At 68.2% G+C, this 18,673-nt stretch carries 19 protein-coding genes; 14 read left to right on the top strand and 5 right to left on the bottom strand.

The annotated features are described in order from the left end of the window. Window positions 1-582: a carboxymuconolactone decarboxylase family protein gene (locus LHA26_RS16455; protein ID WP_252166652.1), complete on the top strand. Its 582-nt coding sequence runs from the start codon at window positions 1-3 to the stop codon at window positions 580-582. 164 nt (window positions 583-746) lie between these two features. Further along, window positions 747-2,333, top strand: a complete 1,587-nt coding sequence (locus LHA26_RS16450) for a sensor histidine kinase (protein WP_252166651.1) — start codon at window positions 747-749, stop codon at window positions 2,331-2,333. Here LHA26_RS16450 and LHA26_RS16445 read toward each other — a convergent pair. Both LHA26_RS16445 and LHA26_RS16440 read right to left on the bottom strand, forming a co-directional pair. Beyond that, window positions 2,250-2,660, bottom strand: coding sequence for a response regulator transcription factor (locus tag LHA26_RS16445; protein WP_252166650.1), 411 nt, complete (start codon window positions 2,658-2,660; stop codon window positions 2,250-2,252). The genes LHA26_RS16450 and LHA26_RS16445 overlap by 84 nt on opposite strands. A gap of 64 nt (window positions 2,661-2,724) precedes the next feature. Then, window positions 2,725-3,420 (bottom strand): response regulator transcription factor, encoded by a 696-nt coding sequence (locus LHA26_RS16440; RefSeq protein WP_252166649.1) that lies wholly within the window; start codon window positions 3,418-3,420, stop codon window positions 2,725-2,727. 41 nt (window positions 3,421-3,461) lie between these two features. Here LHA26_RS16440 and LHA26_RS16435 point away from each other — a divergent pair, with 41 nt between their 5' ends. The 3 genes from LHA26_RS16435 (at window position 3,462) to LHA26_RS16425 (ending at window position 6,737) form a co-directional block, all read left to right on the top strand. Next, window positions 3,462-4,283 (top strand): alpha/beta fold hydrolase, encoded by an 822-nt coding sequence (locus tag LHA26_RS16435; RefSeq protein ID WP_252166648.1) that lies wholly within the window; start codon window positions 3,462-3,464, stop codon window positions 4,281-4,283. A 488-nt stretch (window positions 4,284-4,771) separates the two neighbouring features. After that, window positions 4,772-5,413 carry a substrate binding domain-containing protein gene (locus LHA26_RS16430; RefSeq protein WP_252166647.1) on the top strand — a complete coding sequence of 214 codons (642 nt, stop codon included), beginning with the start codon at window positions 4,772-4,774 and terminating at the stop codon, window positions 5,411-5,413. Between the two features lie 193 nt (window positions 5,414-5,606). Then, window positions 5,607-6,737, top strand: a complete 1,131-nt coding sequence (locus tag LHA26_RS16425) for an alkene reductase (RefSeq protein ID WP_252166646.1) — start codon at window positions 5,607-5,609, stop codon at window positions 6,735-6,737. A 51-nt stretch (window positions 6,738-6,788) separates the two neighbouring features. Here LHA26_RS16425 and LHA26_RS16420 read toward each other — a convergent pair whose 3' ends face one another. After that, window positions 6,789-7,103, bottom strand: a complete 315-nt coding sequence (locus tag LHA26_RS16420; protein ID WP_252166645.1) for a UBP-type zinc finger domain-containing protein — start codon at window positions 7,101-7,103, stop codon at window positions 6,789-6,791. A gap of 307 nt (window positions 7,104-7,410) precedes the next feature. On the opposite strand from LHA26_RS16420, the gene LHA26_RS16415 reads away from it, so the two are divergent. The 3 genes from LHA26_RS16415 (at window position 7,411) to LHA26_RS16405 (ending at window position 9,254) form a co-directional block, all read left to right on the top strand. Further along, complete coding sequence (locus tag LHA26_RS16415; protein ID WP_302898023.1) at window positions 7,411-7,881, top strand: M17 family peptidase N-terminal domain-containing protein; 471 nt, start codon at window positions 7,411-7,413, stop codon at window positions 7,879-7,881. Window positions 7,882-7,924: 43 nt separating this feature from the next. Then, window positions 7,925-8,548, top strand: a complete 624-nt coding sequence (locus tag LHA26_RS16410; RefSeq protein ID WP_252168427.1) for a response regulator transcription factor — start codon at window positions 7,925-7,927, stop codon at window positions 8,546-8,548. 145 nt (window positions 8,549-8,693) lie between these two features. Continuing rightward, the gene (locus LHA26_RS16405; RefSeq protein ID WP_252166643.1) at window positions 8,694-9,254 is read left to right on the top strand and encodes a helix-turn-helix domain-containing protein; all 561 of its coding nucleotides are present in this window, start codon (window positions 8,694-8,696) and stop codon (window positions 9,252-9,254) included. A gap of 51 nt (window positions 9,255-9,305) precedes the next feature. Here the strand turns inward: LHA26_RS16405 and LHA26_RS16400 are convergent, their stop codons facing one another. After that, window positions 9,306-10,154 (bottom strand): fumarylacetoacetate hydrolase family protein, encoded by an 849-nt coding sequence (locus LHA26_RS16400; protein WP_252166642.1) that lies wholly within the window; start codon window positions 10,152-10,154, stop codon window positions 9,306-9,308. Window positions 10,155-10,431: 277 nt separating this feature from the next. Here LHA26_RS16400 and LHA26_RS16395 point away from each other — a divergent pair, with 277 nt between their 5' ends. The 3 genes from LHA26_RS16395 to LHA26_RS16385 are packed head-to-tail and all read left to right on the top strand — an operon-like array spanning window position 10,432 to window position 14,401. Further along, window positions 10,432-11,685, top strand: a complete 1,254-nt coding sequence (locus tag LHA26_RS16395) for a c-type cytochrome (protein WP_252166641.1) — start codon at window positions 10,432-10,434, stop codon at window positions 11,683-11,685. Then, a complete protein-coding gene (locus LHA26_RS16390) occupies window positions 11,682-12,158 on the top strand; it encodes a (2Fe-2S)-binding protein (RefSeq protein ID WP_252166640.1) in 477 nt (158 codons plus the stop codon). The genes LHA26_RS16395 and LHA26_RS16390 overlap by 4 nt, the downstream gene beginning before the upstream one ends. Beyond that, window positions 12,155-14,401: a xanthine dehydrogenase family protein molybdopterin-binding subunit gene (locus tag LHA26_RS16385; protein WP_252166639.1), complete on the top strand. Its 2,247-nt coding sequence runs from the start codon at window positions 12,155-12,157 to the stop codon at window positions 14,399-14,401. Before LHA26_RS16390 ends, LHA26_RS16385 begins: the two co-directional genes overlap by 4 nt. A gap of 11 nt (window positions 14,402-14,412) precedes the next feature. Here the strand turns inward: LHA26_RS16385 and LHA26_RS16380 are convergent, their stop codons facing one another. Continuing rightward, entirely contained in the window at window positions 14,413-15,294 is an 882-nt protein-coding gene (locus tag LHA26_RS16380; RefSeq protein ID WP_252166638.1) for a LysR family transcriptional regulator, read from the bottom strand. A 110-nt stretch (window positions 15,295-15,404) separates the two neighbouring features. Here LHA26_RS16380 and LHA26_RS16375 point away from each other — a divergent pair, with 110 nt between their 5' ends. Genes LHA26_RS16375 through LHA26_RS20195 form a run of 3 tightly spaced genes read left to right on the top strand, consistent with a single transcriptional unit; the run spans window position 15,405 to window position 18,655 of the window. Next, window positions 15,405-16,601 (top strand): MFS transporter, encoded by a 1,197-nt coding sequence (locus LHA26_RS16375; protein WP_252166637.1) that lies wholly within the window; start codon window positions 15,405-15,407, stop codon window positions 16,599-16,601. 4 nt (window positions 16,602-16,605) lie between these two features. Continuing rightward, the gene (locus LHA26_RS16370) at window positions 16,606-17,709 is read left to right on the top strand and encodes an FAD binding domain-containing protein (protein WP_252166636.1); all 1,104 of its coding nucleotides are present in this window, start codon (window positions 16,606-16,608) and stop codon (window positions 17,707-17,709) included. Continuing rightward, window positions 17,678-18,655: a M17 family peptidase N-terminal domain-containing protein gene (locus LHA26_RS20195; protein ID WP_367890729.1), complete on the top strand. Its 978-nt coding sequence runs from the start codon at window positions 17,678-17,680 to the stop codon at window positions 18,653-18,655. Before LHA26_RS16370 ends, LHA26_RS20195 begins: the two co-directional genes overlap by 32 nt. The last annotated feature ends 18 nt before the right edge of the window (window positions 18,656-18,673 follow it).

Genomic DNA, 18,673 nt, shown 5'->3' with positions numbered 1-18,673 from the left:
ATGCGACTTCCGCCCATTGCGCCCGACGATCTCACCGCCGAGCAGAGGCCGCTCTTCAACGAAATGAGGAAGGGCGTCGCGGCTAAGTATTGCGGCTTTGTCACGCACCGCGAGGACGGCGCCATGCTCGGGCCGTGGAACGCCTGGCTTCACGATCCCGAACTGGGCGCCGCCTTCTGGACGGTGACGCAGGCAATGACCCGGGCCCGCCGAATCCCGGATGCGGCGCGACAGGTGGCGATTCTCGTTGTTGGCGCGCACTTTGGGGCGGCCTACGAGATCTACGCCCATGGCGCGGTCGCTGGCGCCGCGCACGGCATGACCGACCGGCAGATTGCCACCCTCGCGGCCGGCGAGCGGCCGGAGGATCTCGACGACGACGAGGCGGCAGCGCACGACGTCGCGAAGGCGCTGCTGCGCGGTGGCGAGTTGCCAGACCCGCTCTACGCGCAGGCGCAGGGGAGGTTCGGTCAGGCCGGGACGAACGAGCTGATCTACCTCGTCGGGCACTACTGCTTCGTGTCGATGACCCTCAATGGCTTTGCGGTTCCGGTGCCGGGCGGTCAGGGAGGGCGGCCGTGAGCGTCGAGTCGCCTGTTCCGTCCCGGCCACCCTTTCGGGTGTCGGCGGCGGACTCCATCGGGGGCTGTGGAGGTCGCAAGGCGGTGTAGACTGCCCGCATGTCACGCGGGCCTGTCCTCTCAGCAGCCTCCCGCTCCCGTCCGGAGCGGACGCGTCGTCTCGAATTGAACCTGTTCGATCGGCCACAGAGTGCCGGGGCCGCCCTGCTCGCGTGTGCGATCTTCTGCCTTGACGCGTTCACGCGTGACGATCTCGCCGTCGCCGGCCTCTACGTGCTGGTGCCGCTGATTGCGGCGAGCGGCGGCGGCGGCCGGCGCCGTGCCGTCCTGGGCTGGTCGACTGCCTGCGCCGGTCTTGCCATAGCCGGCTTCCTGATCTTCCAGGCTCGGGGGGCGCCTCCGCTCGCGTTCGCTCATCTCGGTATCAGCCTCGTCGTCCTCCTCGTCATGACGTTGCTGCTGCTCCGCACGCAGGCCATGAGTTCGGCGGTGGAGCGCGGCGAGCGTCGCTACCGCAGCATCTTCGACACGCTCGCCTCCGCGATATGGGAGCACGACTTCACGGAGGTGGTGGACGCGATCAGCAGGTTGCGCGCGAGCGGTGTGGAGGATCTGAGACGCTACGTGGTGGAGCATCCCGAGTTCGTGGCGGAAATGCGGCGACTCGTCCGCATCACCGACGTGAACGCGACCGGGCTGGCGTTGATGGGGGTGCCCTCGAAAGAAGCCTTCCACTCCCGATTGAGCGAACTGCTGCCCGAGACGGACGAGAGCTTCGCGGACTGCATCGTCGCGCTCGATGAGCGGCGATCCCTCTTCGAGACGGAGACGACGGTGTACACGCTAGCGGGTTCCCGCCGCGACATCTTCGTTACCTTCAGCCTCGGACCGGAGGCCTGCCTCGACAAGGTGCCCGGCAGCATTCTCGACGTCACCGACCGCAAGGCGCTCGAGGCGCAGGTGCTGCGCACGCGCGAGGAGTTGGCCGAGGCGCAGCGCTCGGGCGCGCTCGCGGCGATGTCCGCGTCGATCGCGCACGAGCTGAACCAGCCCCTGTCGGCGATCCACAGCTACGCCGACGCGGCGCGCCGCTGGATGGCGCGCATGCCCCCGGACATGCACGAGGCGATGGCGGCGCTGACCGGCCTCTCCCAGGCAATTGGCCACGCGAGGACCGTCATGCACCGAGTGCGGTCGCTGGTCGGCAACGCCCGGATCCGGTCAGCCGACATCGATTTGGGCGAACTTCTATCCACCACGGTGACGCTGATGCGGGCGGACGCCGCGGAGACATCGACACGGCTGGTGCTGATGCGGGGGCGCTGGCGCGACCTCGCGGTTAGCGGGGACCGCATCCTGCTCAAGCAGGTGTTCGTCAATCTAGTCACCAACGCAATCCAGGCCATGGCGGAGGTGCCTCCCGAATGCCGCACCGTTACCGTCAAGATCGACGTGGAGGACGGCGCGACGGCGCTGGTGAGGGTGGCGGATCGTGGCCCGGGCTGGGAAGATGCCGAGGAGAAGGTGTTCGGCAGCTTCTACACTACAAAGCCTGCCGGAATGGGGCTGGGCCTCTCGATCAGCAGGACGACCGTCGAGCGGCACGGCGGCTCGATCGCGCTGGGACGCGCGCCCGGTGGTGGCGCTCTCGTGGAGGTGCGGTTGCCTTTAGCCGGCGCTGGTCCGAGCGTTGCGGACGGCGTCGGCGATGGTCAGGTGGAGCAAGTCGCTGTCGACGGGCTTGTCCAGTAGAGCGGCGATGACGCGCCGGTCGCGAAGATCCAGCGCCTGCTCGTTCGGGTATGCGCTCATCAGAACCACGGGCGGATGGTCGCTGCGCTCGACGATGCGCTGGGCGAGCCCCACGCCGGACATGCCCGGCATCTGGATGTCGCTCAGCACGCAGGCAAACGAGCAGAGATCCTGTGCGAGCAGCGCCTCTGCGGAGTCGAACATCCGGCACTCGAAGCCGAGCGAGCGAAGGAGGCTGGACGTCGCCGAGCGCACGAGCTGCTCGTCATCGACGATGGCGACAAGACCTCCGACCGGAGTCGGGTCGCCAGGCGCGGTGCGCATCATCCCACCCACCTAGGATGCGCTCCCCGGCATGGCGAGGCTATACCATGGTTTAGGTGTGTCGGCGTCAGCCTCCGAGCTGGTCGGCCAGGCGGACGAGATCCGGAACCCGGCGGACCCCGAGCTTCCGCATCAGGCTCGAACGGTGCAGCTTGACCGTGATCTCTGCGATGCCGAGCTCGCCGGCGATCTGCTTGTTGAGGAGGCCACGCACGACGCCGGCCATCACCTCGCGTTCGCGAGGCGTCAGCGCGTCGTACCGAGCCTGCGCATCCGCGGCATCCCGGCTTGACGCGCGGTCCTCTCTTGCACGCTCCATGGCCGCGTTCACCGCATCGAGCATGTCCTGGTCGCGAAAGGGCTTGCTCAGGAAGTCCACCGCGCCGGCCTTCATAGCGCGAACGCTCATCGGAATGTCGCCGTGTCCGGTCATGAAGACCACCGGCAGGATGGAGCCGCGAGCGGTCAGCGCAGACTGAAACTCGAAGCCGCCGACCTCGGGCATACGCACGTCGGTCACCACACAGGCGAGGCGACCGTCTGCTTCCACCTCGAGCGCCTCGCGAGCGTTGGCATGGGTGCGGGTGGCGAAGCCGACCGAGCGGAACAAGCTGTCCAGCGCCGAGCGCACGAGCGGGTCGTCGTCGACAATGATGACGAGAGGGGCGCTCGTTGCGCTCGCCTCGTCCTCCGGTGCCGATCGCGCAAAACGGGTGCCGTCCATACAATCCTCGATTGCTTGTGAAGTCCAGGAGGTGGTCATGGCTCGCGATCGTTCACGTGCCTCGCCCAGGAGTTTTACCAATGCCCTACGTCACTGCCAAGGATGGTGCCGAAATCTACTACAAGGACTGGGGCAGTGGCCCGGCCATTTTCTTCAGCCACGGTTGGCCGCTCAGCGCCGACATGTGGGAGCAGCAGATGATGTTCTTCGGCGCACAGGGCTTCCGCGTCCTGGCGCACGATCGGCGCGGCTTCGGCCGATCCAGCCAGCCCTGGAGCGGCTACGACTATGACACCTTCGCCGACGACATCGCGCTGGTGCTCGAGACGGCGGGGGTCGAGGACGTCGCGCTGGTCGGCTTCTCGATGGGCGGCGGCGACGTTGCGCGCTACATCTCGCGCTACAGCGGCGCCCGCGTGACGAAGGCCTGCCTCACGTCGGCGGTCACGCCGTTCTTCATGAAGGCGAACGACAATCCCGACGGGGCGCCGCCCGAAATTTTCGACGGCATCCGCGAAGGTCTGCTGAAGGACCGTCCGCAGTTCCTCGATGACTTCAACGCGCTTTTTTACGGCACCAACAAGAACCCCGGCGTGGTGTCGGACGGCATCCTCAGGCAGACGCTGCAGATCGCCCTGACGAGCGGGATCAAGGGCACCTACGACTGCGTCGGCGCCTTCTCGGAATCGAACTTCCGGCCCGACATGGCGGCGTTCACCATGCCGACGCTAATCATCCACGGGGACGCCGACCAGGTGGTGCCGATCGCCCCCACCGCCCAGCAGGCGCATCGCCTCATTCCGCATTCCGAACTGAAGGTATACGAGGGCGCTCCGCACGCGCTCACGACCACGCACAAGGACCGCTACAACGCTGATCTGCTGGCGTTCCTGCGAAGCTGAGGTCCCCGTCTGCGCTCCGGTCCCCGCCGGCGCAGTTCCCGAGCGGTCGTCGACCTCGCCCCTCGCCACGACCGCCGAGCGCAGCGCCGCGACCGCCCCGTCGCGGCGCTGCTGACTCAACGAGGTCTGATGAGCAGACCGCCGCATCGGCCGGACGGGCGCGGTGCACGATGATCTCGGTATGAAGATGGAGAATTTAGGGATTTGGACATGTTCGCCGCCATGGAGGCCTTCGTGGCCGTCGCCGCAGCGGCGGCTTCGCGGCGGCCGCGCGCAAGGCGGGGGTCGCCACCTCGTCCCTGACCCGGCAGGTCGACGCGCTGGAGGCGAACATTGGCGCGTCGCTCCTCAACCGCTCGACACGCGGACTGACGCTTACGCCCGCGGGCGAGGACTATCTGGAGCGCGCACGCCGCATCCTAGCGGACGTGGCGGATGCCGGACGCAGCGTCGGCGATCGCGATGGAGCGCCGCGGGGACTGTTGCGGGTGAGTCTGCCGGTCGCCTTCGCGCGTCTCCACGTCGCGCCGATCTTACCCGGGTTCCTGCGCGCCTGCCCGGAGGTGGAACTCGAACTCGTAACCACGGACAGGATCGTCAACATGGTGGAGGAGCGGATCGACGTCGCGATCAGGCTCGGCAGCCTTCCGTCTTCGACCTTGGTGGCCAGACGCCTGGGCGGCCCTCGCCGAGTCGTATGTGCCAGCCCGCAGTATGTCGAGCGCTTCGGCGCGCCCGAGCAACCCTCAGATCTTGTCGACCGCCCGTGTCTCACCTTCGTCTACGGTGATGGCGACCGCGCCTGGCGCTTCGAGCACGAAGGAGCCGAGGAGCTTGTGCGTGTGCGTGGACCGCTGACGAGCACCGATTCCGAGACGCTGAGGAGTGCCGCAGTCGCGGGCGTGGGCCTGGTCCTCCTTCCCACATGGCTCGTGGGGGAAGATCTGGCGGCAGGACGGTTGATCCAGGTGCTCGCCGGCTCGCGCGCGGAGATCGGCAGGGTGGTTCCGGAGGGCGCCTCACCGGCGGGCGTGTTCGCACTCTTCCAACCCGATCGACGCAGCTCCGCGAGGGTTCGGGCCTTCATCGAACATCTCTCAGCTCGCTTCGAACGAGGACCGTGGAGATGACGAGGGTGGATTTGAGCTTCAGGCGGGCGAATAGTGGAGGACGCTGCCCGCGGCTGACGGGTCATACGCCGTTGCGTCCGACGCAACGGTGATTTCCGACGCGATCCGGTTCTCCCAGCTTCGCGAGCACACGACAATACGAGCGGCAGGCGGTCACGCATCAACGCGGCGGTAACCCGCAGGAGGAACAAAAATGCTCTCGTCTCTATTCGATCCGATCAGCGTCGGTAATATGACGCTACCCCACCGCATCGCCATGGCGCCGCTCACCCGTTCCCGTGCGGGTCCCGGCAACGTGCCCACGGACACGGCGGTGGAATACTATCGCCAGCGCGCCGGCGCGGCGCTCATCATCACCGAGGCGACCCAGATCTCCCAGCAGGGACAGGGCTACGCCTGGACGCCGGGCATTCACGACGAGGCCCAAATCGCCGGCTGGCGCAGGGTCGCCGACGCGGTGCACGCCGAAAGTGGCCGCATCTTCATGCAGCTGTGGCACGTCGGCCGCATATCTCATCCCGTCTTCCAGCCGAATGGCGCGCTGCCGGTCGCCCCGAGCGCGCTGCCGGTGCCCGGCAAGACCTTCATCATCGACGAGCAGGGTGAAGGCGTGTGGGCCGAGGTGCCCGTTCCGCAGGCGCTCACCGTCGACGGCATCGAGCGGATCGTCGCGGACTACGCCCAGGCTGCGCGCAATGCCATCGCCGCCGGCGTGGACGGTGTCGAGATCCATGCCGCGAACGGCTACCTGCTCGATCAATTCATCAACTCCGCCAGCAACATCCGCACCGACCGCTACGGCGGTTCGATCGGCAATCGCATCCGTCTGCTGTTGGAGGTGGTGGACGCGGTCACGTCAGCGGTCGGCGCCTCGCGCGTGGCGGTCCGGCTCACCCCAATGGGACGTTTCATGGGCATGGGTGACGACACCCCGGAGGAGACCTTCGGCAGGATCGCCGAGGAGCTGAACGGGCGGGGACTCGCCTACCTCCACGTCGTGGAGCCCTCCACGCTCGGCATCGACACCGATGCCGATTGGGATCCGCGCTGGGACGGCATGGTCCGCATCATGCGCGAACGGTTCGCCGGCGTGCTGATGCTCGCTGGAGGATACACCCGCGCGACCGCCGAGCGGGCGCTGGCAGAGGGGCGCGGCGACGTGATCGCCTTCGGTAAGCTGTTCATCGCCAACCCGGATCTGCCAGCGCGCTTCGCGCGGAACGCTGGACTGAACACGCCCGATCCTGCCAGCTTCTTTGGCGGGACCGCACGGGGCTACGTCGACTATCCCATGCTCGGCGCAGGGGTGTCGGCGGCCGCATGACGCTCGGGTGCGGGGTCGCTCCCAGGCGGCTCCGCACTTCTCGAGCCGTGGTCAGACGAAGCGCGGTATTGGCCCGAGCTGCGGCGTCCTGTCCGGAAGGCGGAGCGCCACCTCGTCGACATAGCACCAGCCCCAGCCTTCGGGTGGGTCGTAGCCTTCGATGATGGGATGGCCGGTCCGCTCGAAGTGCCCTCGCGCGTGCCGATGCGGCGAGTCGTCGCAGCATCCGACGTGACCGCATTCGCGGCAGAGCCGCAGATGCACCCACGGGCTGCCGATCCTCAGGCACTCCTCGCAGCCGCGCGCGCTGGGGGTGACGGTTCGCACCGTGGCATCGCTGACGTGTCCGCACCTGAACCCCATCATCGGCTCCTCATCTCTGGCGAGGACGAGCCTCTGCCGCCGGCAGGGTAGATGCACGGGACGCAGGCTGGAAGCGCGGAGCCAAGCACCGCCCCGTTGTGTCGCACATGCGTCCAAACCGCGCACCCTTCGTCCAAGTCGCGGAGGCTGACCTGTGATGACCTGCGCATGATCGGCGGAGACGGGGTCGAATGGGTAGGCGATCGCATGCTTGGTGACGCGTCGTCCGGGGGGCAGGCCCACTTGATCGGCCGCATCCACGGCTGCGCCATCGAGGTCGTCGCATCGGATCTTTGGTCGCTTCGGGTCGATGTCGCCATCGCCTGCGTTCGCGACCGGGACGGCGCATCGGTGCTTCTGGACGGCCTGGGAGGCCTCTCCGCCCGGGGGACTCGGTCAGCTGCGGGTGGCGGAGGTCTTCCGGGGGAGGCCCGGCGAGACGTTGCTGCTGCCGGGAGTGATGTCGATCGCGGCCGGCGGTGCGCTGCTGGTCGGAGTGGGCGTGCGCGGATCATTGGCCTCGGTGCGCCGGGCGGCGCACGTTGCTGCCATGCAGGCCCAGCGCCTTGGGTGCCGACAAGTGGCATCCGATTGCGACGGAGCTCTGTGGCACGCTGACCGGGATGCGTCGGCGCTGATGGCCGCCGCTCTGGTTGGGATCGCCGGTATACTGGAAGCGGAGCCCGGCGGCACGAAGCGCTGGACCTTCGTCTCCAGGACCGAGCGGATCGAGCATTTTTCGAGCGCTTCCGGTTCGCCTTCCGGCGGGCGCGAGCTATGATGCGCAGCCCTGGCAGCTGGGAGCAGGACCGGACGCAGTGACGATGGTCAAGCCGATTGCGATACTTCTCGTGGACGACCACCCGATGCTTCGCGAGGGCGTGCGCGCCGTCGTTGAGGCGCATGCCGATCTCAGCGTCGTCGCCGAGGCGGAGAGCGGAGAGGAGGCGATCGCGCTCTTCGAGCGACATCGTCCCGATATCGTGCTCATGGACCTGCAGATGCCCGGGATGGGCGGCGTGGCGGCGATCGAGAGCCTGCGCGGCAGCTACCCCAATGCGCGTATCATCGTGCTGACGACCTACGCGGGAGACGCGCAGGCGATGCGCGCGTTGCGTGCGGGAGCGGCCGGCTACCTGCTGAAGAGCGCGATGCGCAAGGAACTGCTCGACACCATCCGGTCGGTCCAAGCGGGCGGTAGGCATCTCACGCCGGAAGTGGCGACCGGCATCGCCCTTCACGCGGCGGAGGAGACGCTGTCCGCACGCGAGGCGGAGGTGCTGACGCTGGCCGCGGGTGGAAATTCGAACAAGCTCATCGGGAGCCGGCTGGGTCTCTCGGAGGACACCATCAAGGGCTACATGAAGGTCATCTACGCGAAGCTCGGTGCGTCCGACCGGACGCACGCCGTGACCATAGCGGCACGTCGAGGCATCATCAGTCTGTAACCGTGTCAGGGCGGTTCCAGGTCCGATTAAACCTTCGTTTGGGGTCCGCGCGTCCAAGGTTGGGTGCGTTGATATCCGTCGTTCGATTCAGGCGTGCGCTCCGACGGTCGATACCGATCCGTGCAACGGACACGGGAGGTATGCGATGTCACCTAACGCCACGGCCAGCACGACGCCGGCATCCCATCAGGCGCCGCCTTATCTGCTCGACCTGATCGGCCGGGCCGAGCGTGCCATTGAGGTCGATCCGGCGCTCACACGCCGCTACCTCGACGAGGTGCGTGGTCTCCTGGCAGGCGAGCGGGACGACCCGCTCGACCGGATCCTGCTCCCGGGCGCGGTTCCGACTTCTGGCGACGCGCCGGCCAAGGGCGGACTCGCCGCTTGGCAGCTCCGGCGGGTCCGCGACCACGTGGAGGCAAACCTCGACGGCACGATCCTGGTCGAGGATCTCTCCGGCGTGGCGAAGCTCAGCCCCGGCCACTTCTGCCGCGCGTTCAAGGCGAGCACCGGTGATACGCCGCATGGCTACGTCGTGCGCCAGCGCATCCGCAGGGCGCAGCGGATGATGCTGAGCACGCAGGACTCGCTCAGCCAGATCGCCTGCGCCTGCGGGCTGACCGATCAGGCGCACCTGACTCGCCTGTTCCGTCGCTTCGTAAATGACACGCCGCTGGCGTGGCGCCGCACCTGGCGCGCCGCCTGAACCGCGCGGGATGGGAGCGGACGCAGCACACGGCGTCCGTCCTCGACCCGCTCAGTCCTTCCAGGCGAACACCTGCTGCCGCTGCTCGCCGAGACCATCGATGCCGAGCCGGATGGTATCGCCATCGCGCAGGAAGACCGGCGGATCCTGACCCAGTCCCACGCCGGCGGGGGTTCCCGTGACGATCAGATCGCCGGCCTCGAGCGCCAGAAACTGCGACACGTAGGCGACGACGTGGCGTACGCCGAAGACGAGATTGGCCGTGCTGCCCTCCTGGTAGCGATGGCCGTTCACCTCCAACCAGATGGCGAGCGCCTGCGGGTCGGCAATCTCATCGCGGGTGACGAGCCACGGCCCTGTCGGCGCGAAGCCGGGAAAGCTCTTGCCCTTTGTCCACTGCCCGCCACGCTCCATCTGATAGGCACGCTCGGACAGGTCGTTGAACAGGCAGTAGCCGGCGATGTGCGCATCGGCGTCGGCCTCGTCGATGTAGAGGCCCCCTTCGCCGATCACGATGCCGAGCTCCACCTCCCAGGCGCCCTTGATGGCATCACGGGGGAGACGGACGTCATCGTTCGCCCCGGTGGGACGGCATCCCTTGAGAAAGATGGTTGGCTCGGTGGGCACCGGCAGTCCAACCTCTGCGGCGTGATCGGTGTAATTCAGGCCGATGCAGACGATCTTGCCGATGTCAGCGACGGGCGGCCCGAACCGGACGCCGTCCGGATCAATGATGGGAAGCAGTTCCGGGTCGAGCTTCGTGAGGCGCGATAGGCCTTCCTGCGAGATCGCGGCAGCGTTCAAGTCGCCGATGACGTCGTCGAGACCCCGGAGCCGCCCTCTCGGGTCTAGGAGTACCGGGCGCTCGTGACCGGCCGGACCTATGCGTGCGAGCTTCATCGTATTTCCTCCTCGTGGCGCGCCGCCGGCGACGCATGCCGATCCGAAGCGCTGTTCGATTAGCCGTGTCACCCCCTTGCTCGCGGTTCTTGTCGGATCGGTGCGCCCGCCGTGGTGCCCGCGACTTTCTTGCGCGCTTTCTACAAGGCCTGTGCGAGCACGCCGCCTACGATGGCCGCATACCCAACGCCGCAGGCGGCAGGCCCGCCTTCCTGTGGCCGGGGATGGAGGTTGCGACCGGGTGTGGACCATGCTTCGACGACGATTGACACCGGGAGTGCTCGCGCTTGCCGTCGCGATCGGCCTGTTCGCCCTCGCGCTCACTTGGCGCCCGTCGATCGCGGAGGTCGCGCCTCCCGCCGCTTCGTCGTTTCCGGCCGCCGCGGTCGCGCGTGGCGCGGTGTTGGCCAGGCTGGGTGACTGCGCCGTCTGCCATACAGCCGATGGTGGTCGCCCTCTCGCCGGAGCGCGGCCATTAGAAACGCCGTTCGGCACACTCTATTCCGACAACATCACGCCAGACCCTGAGACGGGGATAGGCCGCTGGTCCCTTGCCGCCTTCCGGCGCGCCATGCGGGACGGTGTGAGCCGCACCGGTAGCCACCTATACCCGGCTCTTCCCTACGAGCATTTCACCCACGTCTCCGACGGCGACCTCGATGCGCTGTATGCCTTCCTCATGTCCCGGCGCCCGGTTCGGCAGGAGGCGCCGCCCAACCGCCTGATCTTCCCGCTCGGCTTCCGTCCGCTGCTGGCTGGGTGGAAGATGCTGTTCCTGCACAAAGGGCCGATCGCTCCGGACCCGGACCGCTCGGCGGATTGGAACCGCGGCAGGTACCTAGTTGAAGGCTTGGGGCATTGCGGAGGGTGCCACACGCCGCGCAACCTGGCGGGCGGCGAGAAGCGCGGCCAAGCGCTTGCCGGCGGCGCCGCAGAGGGCTGGCGCGCACCGCCGCTGGACGCGACCAACCCGGCGGCGCGCACGTGGACGGTGCAGGCGCTCCAGCAGTATCTCTCCACCGGGATCTCACCGGATCACAGCGCCGCCGGCGGCCCGATGGGACCGGTCGTGGAGAGCCTGTCGCGGGTGCCTGAGGGGGACGTGCGGGCGATCGCGACCTACATCGCATCTGGCATGGGCAACGAGGGCGGACGCACGCCGACACGGCCCATCGACGTGCCGGGGCGTGCCGCGCAGGCATATCCGCTGGGCGCCACCCTTTTCGCGGGGGCGTGTGCGGGCTGCCATGGCGGCGGCGCGCCGATGATGGGGCAGGGGCGTCCGGCGCTCGGCCTCGCCACCAACCTGCGCGACCAGGATCCCACGAGCGCGATCCAAGCGGTGCTGCGCGGCATCCAGCCGCCGGTCGGGCGGCGCGGGCCGCTGATGCCGGGATTCGCCGACGCGCTGACCGACGAGCAAGTGGCGGAGGTGCTGTCCTACGCCCGCACGCGCTTCACCGATCGCCCGGCGTGGCGAAAGCTGGACCGCAAGGTCGCGCACGCACGCAAGGAGAGCGCCCAGCCATGACACTGACCGTGAACGTCAACGGCGCCGACCACCGCGTCGACGCAAGCCCTGACACTCCTCTGCTCTACGTCCTGCGCGAGGACCTGAGACTGAACGGCGCCAAGTATGGCTGCGGTCTCGGCCAGTGCGGCGCCTGCACCGTGCAGATCGACGGCAAAGCCGCCTTCTCCTGCATCACCCCGGTCGGAGCCGTGGCCGGACGCGCCGTGCGGACGGTCGAAGGTCTCGCGCCCCTAGGGCGTATGAACCGTCTTCAGGAGGCGTTCCTGCACGAGCAGGCGGCGCAGTGCGGCTACTGCATAGCGGGCATGATCATGCGGGCGCAGGCGCTGCTCGACGAGGAGCCGGCGCCGGACGAGGCGACGATCCGGCGGCACATGCAGCCCAACCTATGCCGCTGCGGCACGCACATGCGCATCCTGCGGGCGATCCGCCGTGCCGCCGGCCGCCCGGCGGAAGGCGGCGCGGCATGAGCGGGGTGACGCGGCGTGAGATGCTGGCGAGCGGCGGTCTGGTGGTCGCCTTCGGCTTCGGCGCGAAGGCGCTGGCGCAGCTGGCCGGGGGCGGGGAGGGCAGCGCTGGGCCACCGGTCAGGCGCCCCGACCTGGTAGGCAGCCTGAAGATGACGCCGGAGCTTGACGCGTGGATCCGGATCGCACCGGACGGCCGCACCACCGTCTTCTCCGGCAAGGCGGAACTGGGGCAGGGCATCCGCACCGCGCTCCTCCAGGTCGCCGCGGAGGAGCTGGACCTGCCGCCCGCGGAGATCGAGTTCATCACCGCCGACACCGCGCGCACGCCCGACGAGGGGCTGACGGCCGGTAGCCATTCTATGCAAGACGGTGGCATGGCGCTCGCCAATGCCGGCGCGAACGTTCGGATGCTGTTGCTCCGGCAGGCCGCCCGCACCTGGCGCGCCGATGCGGCGACGCTCACCACAGACGGCAAGGGCCAAGTGATTGGGCCGGGCGGGCGCCGCATCGGCTACGGCCAGCTCGCGGCCGCGCTGGACATGCACGTCGAAGCGGTCCCACAAGCTCCGCGCCGCGACCCGCGCGGATACCGCACGATGGGGCGCAGCCTGCCGCGCGTGGACATTCCCGCTAAGCTGGTGGGCGGCGAAGCGTATGTGCACGACATGCGTCTGCCCGGCATGCTTCATGCCCGCGTTGTGCGCGGGCCTAGCCATGGGACTCTGCTCGTGCGCGCCCGTTTGGACGACGCCCGTCGGATGCCGGGGGTTGTCGCGGTGATCCAGGATGGCGAGTTCGCGGCTGTGGTGGCAACGCGGGAATGGCAGGCGATCCGGGCGATGCGGGTGGCGCAGGCGTCCGATTACGTCCGCACCGTGCCGCGCCTGCCAGTTGCGGATGGGCCACGGCATCTGAGGACGCTGCCCACCCGCGAGATCCAGGTGCTCGACACGCATGACGGCGCACGGGCGGCGGCGCACCGCATCGAGGCTTCCTACAGCCGACCCTGGTATGCTCACGGGTCGATCGGACCTTCCTGCGCCGTTGCCGTCTTCAGGAAGGGCGAACTCACCATCTGGTCGCACAGCCAGGGCGTGTTCGACATGCACCGGGCCACCGCCGAGCTGGTCGGCCTGCCGCCTGAGAAGGTGCGCGTCGTCCACGTGCCGGGCTCGGGCTGTTACGGCCAGAACGGCGCGGACGACGTGACCGCGGAGGCGGCCTTGATCGCGATGCGGGTGCCGGGGCGACCGATCCGGCTGCAATGGATGCGCGAGCAGGAGTTCGGATGGGAGCCGTGCGGCTGCGGGATGGTGACGCAGGTCGAAGCCGCGGTCGGGTCTGACAGGCGCATCGCCCACTGGAACTACGAGGTTTGGAGCAACTCGCACAACACCCGTCCGGTCAAGGCGGGCGGCTATGCCGTGGCGCAGGAGGTTGCCACGCCGTTCGCACCCCAAGAGGCGAAGCCGATCCCGATGCCCGAAGGTGACGGGGATCGGAACGCCAACCCTCTCTACGTCTTTCCCAACATGGACGTTCGCTACCACTTCGTGCCGGAGATGCCGCTCCGCGTGTCGGCGCTGCGCTCGCTCGGCGCGCACCTGAACGTTTTCACGATCGAGAGCATGCTCGATGAACTGGCGCATGCCGCCCACGTCGACCCGCTCTCCTTCAGGCTCGCGCACATGCAGGATGAGCGCGCACGGGCGGTGATGATCGAGGCGACAAGCCGCTTCGGCTGGGAACGCCGTCCGAGGGGCGATGGGCGCCGCGGCTGTGGAATGGCGTTCGCGCGATACAAGAACATCGGTGCCTATTGCGCGATCGCGATGGAGGTCGAGGTGGAGCGCGAGACCGGTGCCGTCGCCGTGCACCGCGTCCAGGCAGCGATCGACGCCGGGCAGCCCGCGAACCCCGACGGCATCCGCAACCAGGCGGAGGGAGGTATTCTGCAATCCTTGAGCTGGGCCCTTTTCGAGGCGGTGACATTCGACGAGAGCAAGCGCACCAGCTTCGACTGGGGCACCTATCCGATCATGCGCTTCGAGGACGTGCCGGGGCAGGTGAACGTACACATCATCGACCGCCCCGGTCTGCCGTTCCTCGGCGCGGGCGAGACGGCGCAGGGGCCAACCTCGGCGGCGCTCGCCAACGCGATCGCGGACGCGACCGGCGCGCGCCTGCGCGACATGCCGCTGACGCCCGAGAAGCTGAAGGCGGCGATCGGATGGGCGGGGTAGGCCTCGTGTACTCACCGGGAGGCGAGATGTGCCGCCAACCCTTCGATAAAGAGTCGCGTCTTGGCCGGCATCAGACGCGCGCTGGGGTGGACCGCCCAGATATCGAGCGGCTCCGGCGCGCCGTCCTCCAGCGTGACCGCCACAAGCCGGCCTGCGCCGATGTCGTCGACCGTCATCCAGCCGGACAGCTGCCCGATCCCCGCACCGCCAACGCACGCCTCACGCAACGCCTCCGGCGAACTGGCGGTAAAGCGGCCGCCGATCCGCTGCCGAGTTGTCCTTCCGCCGGTTCCCAGGAAGGACCAATGGCGCACGCCCGTGATCGCCAGACACTCGTGCGTGGCGAGGTCGGCGATCCGGCGGGGCGCGGCACGTTCCCGCAGGTAGTCGGGCGAGGCGTAGAGCTCCAGCGGATTGGGCGCGAGCCTGCGCGCGATGAGGCCACTGTCGCGCAGACGCGCGATCCGGATGGCAAGGTCGATCCCCTGACCGACGATGTCGACCATCGCGTCGGTCAGCAGAAGATCGATCTGCGCCTCCGGATTGGCCCGGAGGAAGCTGGCGACGAAGGGCGCAACCACCTGCCGTCCGAACGGGACGGAGGCGGTGACTCGCAGCATGCCCGATGCGCCCGCGTCGGACGGCCGGATCGCGCCGAGGCCGTCTCCGAGCGCCTCCAGCATCGCCTGTGCGTGCGGGAGGAAGGCCTCGCCCTCGGGTGTCAGCGACAGAGCGCGCGTGGTGCGCTGGAGCAGCCGGACGCCGAGTTCGTCCTCCAGCGCGGCGAGGCGGCGTGAGGCGAGCATCGGCGCGATGCCGAGCCGCCGGGCGGCTCCGGCAAGGCTGTTCGCCTTGACGGCCTCGACGAAGACCGAGACGTCCGACACGTTCATTCTATCTGTTCCGGATATACAAGAAGTGCGAATACCGCATCTAATATCTCTCGGAGAAGCAATCTACCTTCGTCGCGACATTGACCGGCTTTGTCCCGAAGGAGGTTTGCATGAACACGCTCACTCAGGCCGGCCCGCGAAGCGCGGAGGTCGCGCCCGTGCTTGGACGCGGTCTGATCTTCGCGATGGCAATGGCGGCCGGCGTTGCCGTCGCCAACATCTACTACAACCAGCCGATGCTGGGAGTTATGGAGCGAGACCTGCCGGGCGGCGTCACCGGCCTGATCCCGACCGCCACGCAGTTCGGCTATGCGGCAGGCTTGTTCCTTCTGGTACCGCTCGGCGACCTGATCGAGCGCAAGCGGCTGATCGTTATTCAATTCATGGTGCTTGCCGCCGCGCTAGTGGCCGCCGCCGCGGCGCCAAGCGCCTGGCTTGTCCTCGCCGCATCGCTGCTGGTTGGCGTGTCCGCCACTGTGGCGCAGCAGATCGTGCCGTTTGCGGCGCATCTCGCCGCGCCGGAGAAGCGGGGGGCGACGGTCGGGTCAGTGATGTCGGGTGTGCTGTGCGGTATCCTGCTCAGCCGGACGCTGGCGGGCTTCGTCGCCACGCACGCGGGCTGGCGCGAGATGTTCTGGCTCGGCGTGCCGATGGCGCTTGGTGCCGGCGCGCTGATGGCGGTCGCGCTGCCGAGCAGCCGCCCGGACAGCGACTTGCGCTACGGCGCGCTCCTCGCCTCGCTTCGCCACCTCTGGTCGGAGTTCGCGGAGTTGCGCATCGCCGCGGTCACGCAGGCGCTCCTGTTCGCGGCGTTCACGGCCTTCTGGACGATCCTCGCGCTCCGTCTCGAGGAACCGCGCTTTCATCTGGGCGCGGACGTTGCCGGGCTGTTCGGCATCGTGGGTGCGGTCGGGATCTTCGCGGCGCCGATCGCGGGCCGTTACGCAGATCGCCGTGGACCGCACCGCGTGATCGCGCTTGGTGCCGCGCTGACGCTGGCTTCCTGGCTGCTCTTCGCCGTGTGGCAGTCTCTGGCCGGACTGGTCGTCGGCGTCATCCTGCTCGACTTTGCGGTCCAAAGCGCTCTCGTGTCGAACCAGCATGTCGTCTATGCTCTCCGGCCCGAGGCGCGGGGACGGTTGAACACCATCTTCATGGGTGCGATGTTTCTGGGCGGTGCCGGTGGCTCGGCGGCCGCGACGGCGGCCTGGAACGGCGGCGGTTGGGTGGCGGTCTCCGTGCTAGGCTCGGTGCTGGCGCTGTTGGGCGTGCTGATCCAGGCGCGCAGCCTGGCGAAGCGGGGCTGAGCCCGTGCGCGTTGCCATCGCCGGAGGATCGCTCGGCGGACTGTTCGCCGGCGCGCTCCTTCGGCGGGACGGCCACGAGGTGACGATCCTTGAGCGATCTGCGAGCGGCCTGGACGGTCGCGGCGCCGGCCTCGTCGCGCAGGAGGAGGTGTTCGCCATCCTGCGCGCACTGGGCCGACCTGAGGTCGCGACGACGGGCGTGACGGCACACGAACGGATCACGCTCGACCGGGCTGGCGGGGTTGCGCACCGGGACGCCCGTTCGCAGATGCAGATCTCCTGGGACGCGCTCTACTTGGCCGTGCGCGACCTCATGCCGGACGGCTGCTATCGCATCGGCGCGGCGGTGGATGCGGCGGGCAGCGATGGCGACCGCGCGTGGCTGCGCACCGCCGATGGCGGGAGCGTGGGGGCGGACATCGTCATCGGTGCCGACGGCATCGGCTCGGTCGTGCGCGGGTCCATGTTCGCGTCGCGCGAGGTCGAGCCGCATTACGCCGGCTATGTCGCATGGCGCTTCCTGCTGCCCGAGCCCGATCTCGCGCCAATCTCCGTCGCCGCGCTGTCCGAACGGTTCGCCTTCTACCACATGACCGGCGGGCAGGCGCTCGGCTACCTCGTCGCCGGTCCCCGGGGCGAGATCGAGCCGGGACGACGACGCTACAATTGCGTCTGGTATCGCCGAGTCGCGGACCTCCCGGGATTGCTCGTGAATTGCCGGGGGGAGCCCCACCTCTACTCGCTTCCACGCGGGTCCGTGCCGGCCGATGTGCGCGATCGGCTGGTCCGCGATGCATACGCTCTGTTGCCTCCGCCATTCGCGGCGGTAGTCGAGGCGGAGCCGGAGCCGTTCGTGCAGGCCATCTTCGACCTGGAGGTGCCGCGGATGACCAACGGGCGGCTGGCGCTCCTCGGCGACGCTGCCTTCATCGCGCGCCCGCATACTGCGATGGGCGTTGCGAAGGCGGCCGGCGACGCAATGGCGCTTGCCGATGCGCTCCGGCGCGAGCCGGTGAATGCAGCACTGCGACGTTATGATGCCGAGCGCAGCCGGGTAGGACAGGCGATCGTGCAATATGGACGCAGGCTCGGAGCGAGCCTGGAGTAAGCGGCAGAGGCGCGAGTGTGCCCAAGCACCGCCGACCATAGGTATTCCTCGCACCCACGAGCGTTGGGGGACATCTGCGGATGGTGATCTGGTTGGAATGCTCGCACGTCGCCGTCATCTTCTTGCTTCCATCCGCTGTCGTCTCGGGTCTGCTCGGCCATTCATGGCGGGTTCGAGCCCCGATCGGCGTTCGCGGCTGGAGAAGGATATCGTGCCGTTGGACTCGCCGATGCGACAACTCCGTCCAAGAACCGCCCTTCATGTCCAAGGCGACGACCAGGCGTTCGTGTTTGATTTCGAGCCCAAAATCGGGGCGGGAGTTGCGTTCGATGGAACAGGGTTAGTTATGACGGCGGCCCCCCATCACTCCGGCGATGTTCGGCCAATCGGCCTGCTTCACGGTTGCATATTGGACGTCCTCTCCGACAGCCTTTGGCATGTTGAGACCGACCTAGCGGTGGCTGGAATTCATGCGGAAGACCCTTCCCCGGCCGTGTTGAGCGGCCTTGAGCGAGCGCTCGGAGGTGGCTTCACGGGACTACGAGGAGCCGGCGTACTCTCGGGTAGGCTCGGCGAGACGCTGCTCCTTTCCAAGCCGCCTAAACCAATCCGGGCCGGAGCCGTGCTTATTCTGGGGCTTGGTCAAGCAGAATCCGTCTCGGCGGAGACAATGCGTCGTGCGGCACATGTCGCGGCCGACCAGGCCGCGCGTATTCAGGTGAAGAACGTCGCGTCGGCGTGCGGTAGCGAGGATGGTGCCGGCGCTTCCGCTAGCGCGATGCCGCACCTCTGGGCCGCCATTGCGGGCATCGAAGGCGTGCTGCGGACTCGGCAACACGTGCGACGGTGGTCGTTCCTTAGCCGAGCAGCCGATTTGGACCGGTTCGCTGAAACCTTCAGGACTGCTTTCAACCGCGCTATAGGCAGCACATCTCCCATTTGCTGAAGGAGGAACGGGTACTCC

The organism is Sphingomonas morindae (assembly GCF_023822065.1).
GTDB lineage: Bacteria > Pseudomonadota > Alphaproteobacteria > Sphingomonadales > Sphingomonadaceae > Solisphingomonas > Solisphingomonas morindae.
This window is presented reverse-complemented; position numbering and strand designations above follow the sequence as displayed.

What these genes read in the sequence shown, in the direction of transcription:
- LHA26_RS16455 (WP_252166652.1), top strand. Translation starts at nt 1, where the DNA reads ATGCGACTTCCGCCCATTGCGCCCGACGATCTCACCGCCGAGCAGAGG.
- LHA26_RS16445 (WP_252166650.1), bottom strand. Translation starts at nt 2,660, where the DNA reads ATGATGCGCACCGCGCCTGGCGACCCGACTCCGGTCGGAGGTCTTGTC.
- LHA26_RS16440 (WP_252166649.1), bottom strand. Translation starts at nt 3,420, where the DNA reads ATGACCACCTCCTGGACTTCACAAGCAATCGAGGATTGTATGGACGGC.
- LHA26_RS16435 (WP_252166648.1), top strand. Translation starts at nt 3,462, where the DNA reads ATGCCCTACGTCACTGCCAAGGATGGTGCCGAAATCTACTACAAGGAC.
- LHA26_RS16425 (WP_252166646.1), top strand. Translation starts at nt 5,607, where the DNA reads ATGCTCTCGTCTCTATTCGATCCGATCAGCGTCGGTAATATGACGCTA.
- LHA26_RS16420 (WP_252166645.1), bottom strand. Translation starts at nt 7,103, where the DNA reads ATGATGGGGTTCAGGTGCGGACACGTCAGCGATGCCACGGTGCGAACC.
- LHA26_RS16415 (WP_302898023.1), top strand. Translation starts at nt 7,411, where the DNA reads ATGTCGCCATCGCCTGCGTTCGCGACCGGGACGGCGCATCGGTGCTTC.
- LHA26_RS16410 (WP_252168427.1), top strand. Translation starts at nt 7,925, where the DNA reads ATGGTCAAGCCGATTGCGATACTTCTCGTGGACGACCACCCGATGCTT.
- LHA26_RS16405 (WP_252166643.1), top strand. Translation starts at nt 8,694, where the DNA reads ATGTCACCTAACGCCACGGCCAGCACGACGCCGGCATCCCATCAGGCG.
- LHA26_RS16400 (WP_252166642.1), bottom strand. Translation starts at nt 10,154, where the DNA reads ATGAAGCTCGCACGCATAGGTCCGGCCGGTCACGAGCGCCCGGTACTC.
- LHA26_RS16390 (WP_252166640.1), top strand. Translation starts at nt 11,682, where the DNA reads ATGACACTGACCGTGAACGTCAACGGCGCCGACCACCGCGTCGACGCA.
- LHA26_RS16385 (WP_252166639.1), top strand. Translation starts at nt 12,155, where the DNA reads ATGAGCGGGGTGACGCGGCGTGAGATGCTGGCGAGCGGCGGTCTGGTG.
- LHA26_RS16380 (WP_252166638.1), bottom strand. Translation starts at nt 15,294, where the DNA reads ATGAACGTGTCGGACGTCTCGGTCTTCGTCGAGGCCGTCAAGGCGAAC.
- LHA26_RS16375 (WP_252166637.1), top strand. Translation starts at nt 15,405, where the DNA reads ATGAACACGCTCACTCAGGCCGGCCCGCGAAGCGCGGAGGTCGCGCCC.
- LHA26_RS20195 (WP_367890729.1), top strand. Translation starts at nt 17,678, where the DNA reads ATGGACGCAGGCTCGGAGCGAGCCTGGAGTAAGCGGCAGAGGCGCGAG.